The sequence below is a fragment of the Acidiferrimicrobium sp. IK genome, from assembly GCF_025499425.1.
GTDB lineage: Bacteria > Actinomycetota > Acidimicrobiia > Acidimicrobiales > Palsa-688 > Acidiferrimicrobium.
Genome location: NZ_JAIMCB010000003.1, coordinates 45,998 through 57,804, shown reverse-complemented (window position 1 = coordinate 57,804; position 11,807 = coordinate 45,998). Strand labels below are relative to the sequence as shown.

The 11,807-nt window shown below is 68.9% G+C and carries 15 protein-coding genes; 4 read left to right on the top strand and 11 right to left on the bottom strand.

The window, feature by feature from the left end:
* The first annotated feature begins 23 nt into the window (after positions 1–23).
* The 4 genes from K6U06_RS05840 to K6U06_RS05825 all read left to right on the top strand — a co-directional run bounded on the left by K6U06_RS05840 (position 24) and on the right by K6U06_RS05825 (position 2,498).
* Entirely contained in the window at positions 24–596 is a 573-nt protein-coding gene (locus K6U06_RS05840) for a TetR/AcrR family transcriptional regulator (RefSeq protein ID WP_262320973.1), read from the top strand.
* A complete protein-coding gene (locus tag K6U06_RS05835) occupies positions 593–1,363 on the top strand; it encodes an SDR family NAD(P)-dependent oxidoreductase (protein ID WP_262320972.1) in 771 nt (256 codons plus the stop codon). The genes K6U06_RS05840 and K6U06_RS05835 overlap by 4 nt, the downstream gene beginning before the upstream one ends.
* Positions 1,364–1,843: 480 nt before the next feature.
* The gene (locus K6U06_RS05830; RefSeq protein ID WP_262320971.1) at positions 1,844–2,170 is read left to right on the top strand and encodes a type II toxin-antitoxin system RelE/ParE family toxin; all 327 of its coding nucleotides are present in this window, start codon (positions 1,844–1,846) and stop codon (positions 2,168–2,170) included.
* Between the two features lie 7 nt (positions 2,171–2,177).
* Positions 2,178–2,498 carry a helix-turn-helix transcriptional regulator gene (locus K6U06_RS05825; RefSeq protein WP_262320970.1) on the top strand — a complete coding sequence of 107 codons (321 nt, stop codon included), beginning with the start codon at positions 2,178–2,180 and terminating at the stop codon, positions 2,496–2,498.
* A gap of 399 nt (positions 2,499–2,897) precedes the next feature.
* Here the strand turns inward: K6U06_RS05825 and K6U06_RS05820 are convergent, their stop codons facing one another.
* From K6U06_RS05820 to K6U06_RS05770, 11 genes are all read right to left on the bottom strand, one after another.
* Positions 2,898–4,577 (bottom strand): recombinase family protein, encoded by a 1,680-nt coding sequence (locus K6U06_RS05820; protein WP_262320969.1) that lies wholly within the window; start codon positions 4,575–4,577, stop codon positions 2,898–2,900.
* Positions 4,564–4,761, bottom strand: a complete 198-nt coding sequence (locus K6U06_RS05815) for a hypothetical protein (RefSeq protein WP_262320968.1) — start codon at positions 4,759–4,761, stop codon at positions 4,564–4,566. Before K6U06_RS05815 ends, K6U06_RS05820 begins: the two co-directional genes overlap by 14 nt.
* The gene (locus tag K6U06_RS05810) at positions 4,758–6,389 is read right to left on the bottom strand and encodes a CHC2 zinc finger domain-containing protein (protein WP_262320967.1); all 1,632 of its coding nucleotides are present in this window, start codon (positions 6,387–6,389) and stop codon (positions 4,758–4,760) included. Before K6U06_RS05810 ends, K6U06_RS05815 begins: the two co-directional genes overlap by 4 nt.
* A 17-nt stretch (positions 6,390–6,406) precedes the next feature.
* On the bottom strand, positions 6,407–7,063 hold the full coding sequence (locus K6U06_RS05805; protein WP_262320966.1) for a hypothetical protein: 657 nt from the start codon (positions 7,061–7,063) through the stop codon (positions 6,407–6,409).
* An 86-nt stretch (positions 7,064–7,149) separates the two neighbouring features.
* On the bottom strand, positions 7,150–7,656 hold the full coding sequence (locus K6U06_RS05800) for a hypothetical protein (protein ID WP_262320965.1): 507 nt from the start codon (positions 7,654–7,656) through the stop codon (positions 7,150–7,152).
* Positions 7,657–7,744: 88 nt separating this feature from the next.
* Positions 7,745–8,302 (bottom strand): hypothetical protein, encoded by a 558-nt coding sequence (locus tag K6U06_RS05795; RefSeq protein WP_262320964.1) that lies wholly within the window; start codon positions 8,300–8,302, stop codon positions 7,745–7,747.
* On the bottom strand, positions 8,299–8,562 hold the full coding sequence (locus K6U06_RS05790) for an HNH endonuclease signature motif containing protein (RefSeq protein ID WP_262320963.1): 264 nt from the start codon (positions 8,560–8,562) through the stop codon (positions 8,299–8,301). Before K6U06_RS05790 ends, K6U06_RS05795 begins: the two co-directional genes overlap by 4 nt.
* 118 nt (positions 8,563–8,680) lie before the next feature.
* Entirely contained in the window at positions 8,681–8,887 is a 207-nt protein-coding gene (locus K6U06_RS05785) for a hypothetical protein (RefSeq protein WP_262320962.1), read from the bottom strand.
* Between the two features lie 151 nt (positions 8,888–9,038).
* Positions 9,039–10,829 carry a type IV secretory system conjugative DNA transfer family protein gene (locus K6U06_RS05780; protein WP_262320961.1) on the bottom strand — a complete coding sequence of 597 codons (1,791 nt, stop codon included), beginning with the start codon at positions 10,827–10,829 and terminating at the stop codon, positions 9,039–9,041.
* Positions 10,829–11,317 carry a hypothetical protein gene (locus K6U06_RS05775; protein ID WP_262320960.1) on the bottom strand — a complete coding sequence of 163 codons (489 nt, stop codon included), beginning with the start codon at positions 11,315–11,317 and terminating at the stop codon, positions 10,829–10,831. Before K6U06_RS05775 ends, K6U06_RS05780 begins: the two co-directional genes overlap by 1 nt.
* Complete coding sequence (locus tag K6U06_RS05770) at positions 11,317–11,667, bottom strand: hypothetical protein (protein ID WP_262320959.1); 351 nt, start codon at positions 11,665–11,667, stop codon at positions 11,317–11,319. The genes K6U06_RS05775 and K6U06_RS05770 overlap by 1 nt, the downstream gene beginning before the upstream one ends.
* Positions 11,668–11,807 lie beyond the last annotated feature (140 nt).

Here is an 11,807-nt window from a genome sequence, read left to right as displayed (position 1 = left end):
CGAGCAGGGTCGCGCGCCGGCGGATGAACAAGATCGAAGACATCCTGTCCGCCACCGCCGACACTTTAGCCGAGCGGGGCTATCACGAGACCAATCTGGAGTCCATCGCCGAGCGGCTGGACCTCACCAAAGCAACCCTATATCACTACTTCTCCAGCAAAGACGATCTCGTCACAGCCAGCCTCGCCTGGGTCGGGATCCAAGTGAACGAGCAGATGGCTCAGGTCAACCTCGATCCCGAGGCTCCAGCGGCCGATCAGCTTAGGTTCCTGATTCGCACCCAGCTGAAGGTGGTGGTGCGTGAGCGCCGTCAGGCGGCACGCTTGTTCCTGTACCCGCTGGACTGGCCCGAACCGCATCGCGGACACGTTAAGCAACTGCGGCAAGAGCATGACCAGATCTTCAGATCCGTCATCGAACGAGGCCTCGCCACCGGCCAGTTCGCCGTCGATGACGAGGCCACCGCGCTGCACTGTCTGCACGGTGCCATGAACTATGTTCCCGTCTGGTTCCGAGCCAAACGAGCGAAGGACTACGAGAGAATGTACGAGACCATGTCCGGCAGTTTGCTCCGGTTGTTCACACCGGCCCAGTGACAGCGGCGCTCCTAGACGAGTTGTTCGGGCTCACTGGCCAACGAGCGATCGTCACCGGCGCCAGCCGGGGGATCGGCGCCCGTGCCGCTCAAACCCTCGACGCCGCCGGGGCGCGGGTGGCCTTGGTCGCGCGCAGCGAAAGCCAACTGCGCGAAATCGCGGCGACGCTCGCCAACGAGCCGCTCGTCGTGCCCGCAGACCTCAACCGCAACGAGGGTCCGGTCGAGGTTGCCGCTACGGTAGCCGACGCCTGGGGCGGCGCCGACATTCTCGTCAACAACGCCGGCCTGTCACGACCCGCCCCCTCCCACCAACTTCTCATGAGCGATTGGGACGATATTCTCACGCTCAACCTACGCTCCGTCTTCGCGTTGACACAGGCCGTGGCCGCAGGCATGCTCAGCCGCCGGCACGGCCGGATCATCAACGTCAGCAGCGTGCTCGGGCTGCTCGGGGAGGCGTGGGCCGCCCCCTACACAGCGTCCAAAGCCGGCGTCAACGGACTCAGTCGAACCCTCGCAGTCGAATGGGCCAGCGAAGGCGTCACCGTCAACGCCTTGTGTCCAGGCTGGATCGACACCGAAATGGTCGCCGTACTTCGCGCTAACCCGCAATTCGACAAGCGCGTATTGCGCCGGGTCGCCATGCACCGGTGGGGCGTCGAAAGTGATCTTGACGGCGCGCTACTTCTGCTCGCAGGACCGGCAAGCTCCTACCTGACTGGTCAAACGATCGTCGTCGACGGCGGTCTCGCTGCCGGATGGTGAACTCCATCGGGGTGCCGATCTCCGACACCGCAGGCACCGGCACCTGTCGCGCCTGGGGTGTGACGAGAAAGCGGGCGATTCGCACCCGAGAGGAGGTACCACCCTGACCGCTGGATGCCATGGACGCTGCTCGGTCTTCCGCTAATCAGGTCCTGCCCGCCGATACCCGGGTTGAGCGGCGTCGCCGTATCCACACCGATCGGCTCCAACTACATCTCAGTCCGAGCCAAACGGCCTTGCTCGACAACCTGGTCGATGAGCGAAACATGACTCGGTCGACCTACATCTCTGCCGCTCTCGAAGCGTTCGTCGCCTCCGTTGACAACCGCCTGGTCCCCGGGATCCTGATTGACCGTCCTGGCCTACGTGACGCTTCAACCCGCCGAGATGCGGCGCGCCGGTCCACAACGGGACCTCCCCAGTGCTGACCGGCGGCGGCCCGCGGGCGGCCTCTGATACCATCGATGGTATGTTTCGCGGATGTGGCTGGTGGTCTACCTTCCCGGCGCCGAGAGAGAACGAGCTGCCCTGTCGGCCGTTGAGCGCGCCGCGCTGCATAACGCCGTGGTCAAGCCCGAGGCGCTCGGGCCGGCGCTGCGTCATCCTCATACGAGTGCCGTACAGGAAGTCGCAAGCTTGCGGGAACTGCGCCCACGCGCCGGGCGAAGCCCGTGGCGAGCCCTGTATCGCCAAGTCGGCGAGCGCTTCGTCATCGCAGCGATCACCCCCGAAGCCCTGCAGGACCCACCAGGCCTTCGACGGGCATGCAGCGCCGCCGAGCAACGACTGAGCGAGCTGAAGGGATAGCCATTTCATGGTGAACGTTTCCGAGCTGACCACCGCCACCGAGCTGCATAGGCGTGACCTGGCTGACCCGGCCTACCGGGCCGAATACGATCGCACCCGCCTCGCCAACGAGGTGGCCATCCGGGTGATCCGCTACCGGACTGAGCATGGCCTCACCCAGACGGCCTTCGGCCGGCTGGTCGGGATGCGCCAACCGCATGTGGCGCGCCTCGAGTCCGGCGAGCACGAGCCGTCGCTGACCACCCTGAGCCGACTGTCCGCCGCTTTGGGCGTGGGCTTCACCCTCGCCATCACCCCCGAGGGAGTGCAGCTTCGAGAGAGCGCGTGACCGGGTGGCACTGCGCTCGGTAGGAGGGGGCAGTGCCAACGTGGGGTCAGCGTTCGAGGCCGGGCGGATGGGGACGTCTGGCCTGTGTGCTGCGGAGGTTACGGGTCGGGCGACGGTGCTGTCGGACGTCGGCGTCCTTCCATCCCTCCGTATCTCGCGGACGAAGGATGGCGTCGATCCGAAGGCGCTTCCCGCCGCAGTGCGTATCCCAAACTTCCCGATCTACATGGAAGGACGGGGCGAGACGAGTCAGAACCTCCCGGATCAGTTCAGCTTCGTCGGAAAACTCGGTCAGGGCCAGACGCCGACTGGCGGGGATCCCGGTACCCATCGGGTATGCACGAAAAGTGTTCGGTTCACCAGCGAGTGACCTGAATAGCGTGGGGGCGCCCTCCGCCGTCATGCGGACGAGCGGCCAGCGAACGTGACAGGCCAGAGCGCCTCGCCGCCTGCCAGCCGCGGCAGATGCCCCTGTATGGCGAGTACCGGGAAGTGGCCATGACCGGCGCAGGGGTCGCAGATGCGCCCGCGGCCGGCGCCTGTGGCTCGACCAGACCCGCCGCATGCTTCGCAGACGGTCCAGTCGGTCGCGCAGACCGTCACGTCGAGGGCGTCGAGGACTCGGCGGTGCGCGTCGTCGAAGGGGCGGAGAGCAAGGGCGGCGTTCGTTTCGGTAGCGATTTCGTTGATTGTTTTGGCTCGGCCGGACAGCTCGGCGGCCGTGGCTGCCCAGGCGGCGACCTGCTGGCGTCGGTCGCGTGCCTCAGTAAGTCCCGTTTGGATGGCCTTCACGGCACCCGCTGCGACAGCCATGTCAATCCCTTGGGCGAGGGCGTCCGCGAGCGCCGTGGACGCCGCCTTCTCCAACCTGGCGATCCGCCGGTCGAGGGCGGCCACGTCGTCGGTTGAGATTCCTGCCGAAGCGGCGGCTGTAGCCGCCTGGTCGGCGGCGAGGCCGACCAGCGCGCTGGGGTCTGACAGGGCTTCTGCGACGGCCGTCCAGACGTGCTCTTCAATAGCGTTGGCGTCGATGTTGCGGCATCCGCAGTTCGCAACCCTGGCCCCGCCGCCGCCGTCCGCGGCGAACTTGGCCCGGCATCGGTAGAAGCGGACACCCGAGTGCTTGGTCATGACCCACATTTGCGACCCGCAAGACGACACGAGACGGCCGGACAGCAACGAGAGGGTCTTAACTGGTTTACGGGTCCGGTTGGGCCGGCCGATAGCCGCCTGAAGAGCTGCGAACCTTTCCCCGGTCAGGATCGGCGGGAGAGAAATAGGGATCGGCGGGCCGTCGCCCGGCTTGGCCCAGCGCCGACCCTCACGCCGATACACCCAATTCCCGTCGAGCGCGTGCGCGTCTCTCACGAGCTTGTTCACCGAGGACGCGCTCCATGTGCGTCCCTTCCGGGTGCGGACTCCGGCAGCGTTTAGCTCGCGAGCCAACGCGAGCGTGGACAGGCCCCGGTCGATCAGCGCTTCCGCGATGCGTTCCCAGACGGCCGCCTCCACGGGGTCGATCTCCACCTTGGACCGCGACCGCTCGTCTCGGAAGATCCGCCAGCCGAACGGTATCCCGCCGTTCGGCCACCGCCCCTCCAGCGCTGTTCGCTCGATCCCAGCGACCGTCCGCTCTAGAATTCGCTCCCGCTCGAACTCCGACACCGACAGGAGCACGTTGCGCTGGAACCGGCCGGCCGGTGTGTCGTCAATCCGTTCCGCGATGCTCACGAACTCGATGCCCATCTCCTCGAGTTCGCCGATCAGGACGACGGTGTGGCGGAACGAGCGGCCGAAACGGTCGTGCTTGGAGACGATCACAACGTCGATCAGCCCGCCCCGGCAGTCCGCCATGAGCCGATCCAGACTGGGGCGGTTGGCGTACTTGCCCGACACGCCGCCATCCACGTACTCGCCGACCACCTTTAGTCCCCTACTGCGAGCGTACGAGTGGCACTCGTCCATCTGGGTATCGAGCGACGTCCCGTTCACCTGCTCGGCCGTGGACACACGGGTGCAGATCGCGGCGCGCACCCTCAGGCAAGGGCGGGGGGCGGGTGTCTGGCTAGTCTTGGGCATCGCTCGTCTTTGGCCGGCCGACCGAGGACTCGTCGCTCGGCCTGTTATATAGCATGGCATGGGCGGCTCGCAGCGCGGCGACCGCGTCGACGACGGCCCGGCGGCGGAGCGGATCGATATCGGTCGTCCACTCGATCGACGATCGGATCGCCTGCGCCGCCTGACCTGCAAGCGGGACGCTCACCTCGCCAGCCCCGTCTGCAACCCGACGACAGCGCCAGTCGTCCTGGCGGGCTGGGCGCTGGTCATCGCGGATTCGACCTGCCGCTGCGCCCACCCGGCCGGGCCAAGGTCGGCCCGTTCGATCTCCAGGGCAGTCAGTTCGGCGTAGCGGACCTGAGCGGCAGACGGCAGCCGCCGGCCATAGGAGGCGACGGTAAGGATCACGTCCTTCACCCGGCCCAGGTCGTCAGCGGAACCCTCGGCAGCCGCGCTCACCACGACTGGGGCGAGCGCCTCAAGCGCTGCGGTCGTGTACCGCTCCCCCGCCTTGTGTGCCATCCGCTCCGCCGGTGCGAACGCCGCCCGCCAGCGCTCCTCCAGGCTCTCCCCCTCTTTGCCGGCGAGCAGAGCGGAGGCGACTGCCGCGCCCGAGTGGCGGGGGCGGAGCTGCCCGGGCGGGGCTTCGAGGCAGCCTTTCCGCGCCAGTGCGGCGAGCCCGGCGGTGCCGTGCTCGGCCAGCCAGGATGCGGGGTCCTCCCCATCGGGCCATGCCACGATGGCGGACTCCCGGCCCTGGCAAGCCAGGGCCGTCGCCCATTTCGTGTTCGCCCCGCCGCCGGCCGAGTCGCCGTCGCAGGCCAGCACAGGGGCGCGATCGTGTAACGCCAGCACCCGATCCACCTGCGTGTCCGACAGGGCGGTGCCGGACTCGCTGACCGGGGCGAAGTTGGACGAGAACCCCGCCTTCGCGGCGGCTGCCGCCACGGCGAGTGCGTCGATGGTCCCCTCGACGACCACTACCTGGCCGTCGTCGTCGAGGCGGGGGGTGGAGGGCCGGTAGAGGGCCTCCGCCTTGTCGTAGACGACGGTCCGGGGCGGGTTCAGGTACTTGGGTACCCCATCAGCTCTCGCGTCGCCGTCGTAGCGGCCGATCAGGCCGATCACGCGTCCCTGCTCGTCGCGTACAGGGACGACGAAACGGCGGCGGTAGAAGTCGATGACTTTCCATGGCTCGCCGGGAATGGGGCTGGGGGTGCGGCGGGCGAGACCGGCGTCTACCAGCTCGTCGTCGCTGAAACCCCTCTTGTCCCGCAGATGCGTGACGAGTTGGTCGGCTGACCTGAACGGGGTCCGGCCGATCGCCGCGTGGCCGATCTCCTGCTCCAGGGCGGCCAGGTCGATACCCCGCCCGGTCAGGTAGGCGACTCCCGCGTCGTGCAACGCCCCGTAGCTGTAGTACCGCCACGCTGTGTTCAGCGCCGCTCGAACCCGCTCGGCCGGAGTTCGGGCGAGGTCTGGGGTGTCCGCTCCCGACCCGACCCGCAACACCGGCCCGCGCCCTGTCCCCACCTCCTTGCCCGGTAGGCCGGGTAGTGGACCGGCCTGTTCGAGCATCCGGACCGCGTCGGCGACGCCGACCCGGTAGATGTCGCGGACCCACTGGATGACATCGCCTCGGGCGCCGCAGCCGAAGCAGTGGTAGCGGTCGGTGTCGAGATGCAGGATCATCGACGGCGTGCGGTCGTCGTGATCGGGCATGGGGCAACACACCATCACGTCGCCGGCGGCGGCATCGACTCGGTAGCCGGTACGTCGGGCCACATCTGCGAGGCGGTGGCGTGAGCGGACGGCGAGGAAGTCGATGGGCACGGGCCGGCTCCTCCCCGCTATCCGATCTCCGGGCGCCATTCGGCGGCGTTGTCGATCAGCCCGAAGTCTTCGAGAGCTTCGGGCGAGTGCCCGAGTTCGCGGGCAGTCGAGACCGCCTCGTGGGGCCTCCAGCCCTGCTCGTACGCTGCATGCCAGGGGAACCTCGCCGGGCGGTTCTCTGGTGGAACGTTCTCCAACCAGTGATCGGCGATCTCCAGCCACACGGCGTAGAAGCGGTCGCCGCCGGCACGCTCCAAGAGCGTGGCAGCCTTTTCCGGCCCGTAGACCGCTTCGAGCTTCGATGCCACTGCGGCAGCAGTGTCGGCGTGTCCGGCCAGCCAGGTCCCCTCCGGAGGATGCCCAACATCCAGCGTTACCCCGCCGGCCGGACGGGCGGGGCGACCTACGTTGGCCGTCCATCCGACGGTTGTGCGATGGACAAGAGGCGCAGAGGGGGAGGTGACGGCTGGTTGGGGGCGCTCGCCGCGGGAGACCCACCGCCGCATGGCCCGGTACTCATCGGGGTTGTCAGTTCTGATGATCTCGACGGCCTTCTCGTGCAGCGGGCTCCTGTCAGCCTGAATGTGCTCCCACACGGCCGTGTCGTCGTCCCAGGCCTGTTCGACGGTGACACCGGTCGCACGCCACGCCTCGGGGTCATCGAGCCGGCACACTCTCGGTCCGTCGGGCCCGTCAAGATCGAACAGGTCCCAACCCTCCGGCCGGGCGGCCGCCCGGTCTTCGTCTGTCCAGGCGCCCATCAGTACGGGTTCTCGTTTCCGGTCTCCGCCAGGTCGGTGGCCCCGTCTTGCACGAGTTCGGCGACGTCCTCGCCAGCGGCGTCGCGCTGGTCGATCCACCACGACGCTGCGGTGATCTTCCGGGCCGGGGTCTCGACCTGCTCGGCGAAGTCGTCGTCGGACACCCCGATGCCGAACGCGTGGTCGTGCGCGGCGAGCACCAACTGGTAGCGGACGCGCCGGCCCCACTCGACGGCTTTGTCGCTGCCCCCCTCGAGAGCGGGCATCTCCGCCGACCTCTCCCACGCCTGGGCGGCGGCGGTTTCCTCCGCACGCCGTTCCGCCTGCCACTTCTCGCGGTCCTTTGCGTTCTGTCGGTCCCGCTTGGCCCTCCAGCAGTCCGAACATTCCCGTCCGGCCAGCCAGCGGGCGTAACCGGCCCGCTCGGAGGGGCGCTTCTCCGACAGGTCGTGGTCTTCGTCGTGGCCGCAGGAGTGCCCCACGGGCCATGCCGTCTTCACAGCCACCGCTGCACCGTCCTTCCCTCGCCCCACGCCTCGCAGGGCCTCTACAGGGAAGGGGGGGAGGTGACAGTTACGGAACCGCGCGGAGCGGCTACTGAGCTGCTTCCATGAGTGCCTGAGCTTCCCGGCGGGCACTCAACTCGGCCACGTGCTCTTCCCATTCCGCCTCGTTGGTGTCTCGGCGCTGGCGGATCGGGCCCTTGTGCCCGGCGGCGCAGCCGCTCCATGCCGTCCACTCTCTGAGCCGGGACTCGATCACCATGAACGCCCGATGCCATTCGACCGCGGCGGTGGCGTTCGCGGAATCCGCGTAGGAAACCCGTTCGTGGTCCTTCAACGCCTGGAGCGCCTCGACATGGCTGTTGTGGCGCCACCAGCACAGCGGGATCACTGTGTGATCGAGGTGCACGAAGCGTTCGACGAGCTCCTCGACCCACTTTCGCAGCTCGGCCATGTCCTCGGCGACGTCGGCGGCGGGTTCGCTCGGCCAGTGCAGCGGCCCGCGGAACACGTCCATGTCGGCCGGGCCGTCCGCGGCGTACAGTCGGGCCAGCGCAACCTTCCCGTCGGTGCCGTCGTCTTCGTCGTCGGGGCCGGTGTCGAGAGTGTCGTCGTCGGGCACGTCCGGCTCGTACTCGTCGTCGCTCACCGCTGCGCTCCTCTTCGGTATCGGTCCCGTAGCTTCGCCGCGATCAGGTCGCTCGCCTGCGGCCGCCCGAGCCGCCGCCACCCCGGGTCGGCTTCCAACATGGCGTGCAAGGCACGATGATGGGGACGGCACAGCGGCATCAGGTCCCGCCCGTCTTCCCCGCCGAGACGCCGGTAGCTGCGGTGGTGAAGGTCGCCGGACCGTAACGTCCAGCCGCACCCGCATACCACGCACACCGGGTCGGCTCCTTCGTGCTCCACCCGATATTCCTCCAGCCACCGTTCGCGTCGGCGAAACCACTCCGGGGACGTCATGTAGGACCCATAGGCCGCCCGAATCGCCACGCGGCGGCCCGACCAGGCCACACCCGGCCTCGGCTCACGCACCCTCGCCGCCCTCCATGCCGGCGCGAGGCCACCAGACGCGCAGATCGCCTTCGGCGGCGATTGTGCAACCAGCCCCAGCGAAGAGCGACAGGAGCAGCTCGGCGCAACGTCCCTGCGCGATGGCTATCTCGAAGATGCGCTGCGCTATCTGCTCGTATCGGCCGGGGTCGGCAAGAATCTCGGCGCGGGTCAGCGACATGACGTGACCGCCATCCACAACCCGGCCGCAAGCAACATCACCGCCGGCGCCGTCATGGCCAGCCCTCTCAGCCACCAAGTCGGCGTCCACGCCCAGTAGAAAAACTCGCTGCTCGCTGCACACCCGAACACCGCGTACCCGAGCAGCACCGTCACGGCTCCTCCTGCGATCCGTTTTCCCATTCCCGGGCGGCGGTTTCGCGGATGGCGGTTTCGATCCTGGCCTTGCCGGTCTCGATCTCGCCGGCGTCGGGCCGGCCGGTCCAGGGGTGCAAGCGGAGCATGATCGGCTTCGCGGAGCGCAGCAGCATCAGCCCGTACCCGAAGCGCAGCTCCCGGATCATCGCCGGGTCCAAGATGGCCCGCTGGCGGTCCGATTCGCTGTAGCTGGTTCCACGGTCGTTGCCCCACGACTCGGAGCGTTCGCGGACCGTGCGGTCGCCGATCATGCGCGACAGGTCAGCGAGGTCGTCGGCGTCCGATCCGCCACCCAAGATCAGTTTGGCGATGCTGGAGTCCCAGATCGCCTGGGCTTCGTCTCGTCCCCAACGGTGACGGGCCTGCGCCAAGGTTTGCAGCACGGCGAGGGTGGTGATCCCGGTGCCGCCGCCCTCGGACATGAGGGCGGCGAGGCTGGGCAGCGGGTAGTTGGCGGCCTCGTCGAGGATCAGCCCGAGCGGCGGGTCGAGGCGCGAGCCGGGAGAGCCGGCCGCGAGGCGGCGGGCCACGTTCACCACGTCCTCGATCAGCGCGGAGACCAGCCCGGCGGTGCCGGTAGCCTCTTTCGACCCGGCCGTGCCCAACAGATACAGGGTGCCCTTTTCGCGGAGGAACCGGGCCGGGTCGAAATGTTCGTCGGGGCCGGGGGACACCGCGGCGAGGACTTTCGGGTCCGCGAGCGCACTGAACGCGTTCGAGACCATCGACCAGATGTCGTCGCGGCGTTTCGGGTCGGAGGAGATGATCGCGTCCAGAGCGATCGACCACTTGGGGGCAGCGGCGGGGTGGTTCATCAGGATCTGCACGGCCTCTTTCGCGCCAGGGGCCGACAGCGACCACTCATACAGGCTGTCGGGGCCTCGGCCTCCGATCGCGGCGGCGTGAAGCAGGCAGCGCACCGCCTGGCGGGTCTGTTCCTTCCAGTAGCCCCCCTCCGTGACCCCCTCCCCCGCGGCCGCGGTGAGCGCGGCGGCGCGGATCATCGCCGTCTGCGGCCGTTCGCATCCCCGCACCGGCGACCAGGCCAGCGCGGACGGCACCCCCGCCGCGAGACCTTCGGGGTCGAACACCGCGACCGGCCTGTCCTTTGAGCGGGCCTCGAATGTCGGCGCCAGGTTGTCGGGGCGGGTGGAGGTGGTGATCACCGCGCCGGGATAGTCGAGGATCGCCGGGATCACGATGTTGAACCCCTTCCCGGCTCGGGGCGGGCCCAGCAGGGTGATCGAGTCCTCCACGCTCGCCCAGCACCCCTCCCCCCGGCTGGAGCCAAACAGCAGGCCGACATCGCCCGGTTGGGGGTGGGCGACCGAGGGGCGCAGCGTGGCAGCCCGCCGCAACAGCGCTTTCGCGCCCGCCGCGTGGCGGACCTGGCGGCGGTTCGCGAGCCCTTCGATCCGCTCGGGGTCATCGGCGGTGTCCGGCTTTCGCGGGTGCCACAACCTCCACGCCCCGTAGGCCAACAACCCAAGGAGGGACAGGGTGAGGAAAGTGACCGGCCAGTACAAGCCGGGGGGTCCTACCGGGGACCGCCACCCGGCGGACGGGTCCGCGAAGTGAGCGAACGCGGCCAGCTCGCCGAACGGGTGGCCGTGCGGGACGCGATGCCCCGACAGACCGGCCGAGGCGGCGCCGGCCGCCCACAGCACCCCGACCAGCACCATCGCCGCGGCCAAGCAGATCAGCGACAAGTCCCGGACCGGCTCGGGCCGTCCGCCCTCGGCCATCAGGCCACTCCCAGCCCGTGCCCGGTCGACAGCTCGGCAACTATCTCGTCCGCCCGGCCCGAGGACGCCGCTTCTGACAGTCTCGTATGAGCCATGCGGGCCGTGACCGACAGCCCGGCGATCAGGCGGGGCGGTACGTCACCGAGCCCGGTGCGGACCCGCAACACGCCCCCTTCACCGTCCCATGTGGCGGCACGGAATCCGACCATCCGGGTGAGTGTCCTGTTGAGCACCGAGCTGCGGCAACCCGTGTGCCCCACCCCAAGCGTGCGGGCAAAGTCGTACGCGTCGATCTCCCCTCCTCCCCCCGTCGCGCAGCGGGCAAGCATCGACCAGGCAAGCGTCGCTGTAGGGCCGATCACCCCAAGCCACACCGTCATAACATAAGGGCTTCCCGGCTGGTGCGGCCCGGCCGCGCCGCCGGGCGCGACGGTCAGCCGGTCTCCCACCGCCACCGCCACCACCACCACCACCGGGCCCCGACCCATCACGCCACGCCCAGCCCGACAGCGGCGGCGCTGACCGCAGGCTCCTCTTCGACGGCATGGCGGGCCTGGCGGCGGGCCTCGACGGCCGCTTCGACACCGGGTACCAGCCCGTCGGTGTCGTGAGCCGCAGGCGACACCGCCAAGATGGCCGTGGTCGCCTCGCGAACACGGCGCTGGGTGGCGGCTATCTCGCGGGCCACATCCTCGCCCTGCGACGCCCACGAAGCCACATACGGATCCTCGCCGCGGCATAGCGCGTTCACCTCCGCCGCCAACACATCCTGGGCGTCGGCGACCAGCTTCGCCCGGTGCTCGGCCGCTTCGGTCCTCGACCATCTCGGTTTCGTCATCGTCGGACCTCCTCCATCACGCCCGGCCATGCCGGGGCCTCTACAAGGAGGCCGCTGCGGTGACGGTTAGGGAACCGGCGGGCCGGACACCGAAACCACAACCGAAGCTGATCGCACTCCTGCGATGATCGCACCTATGC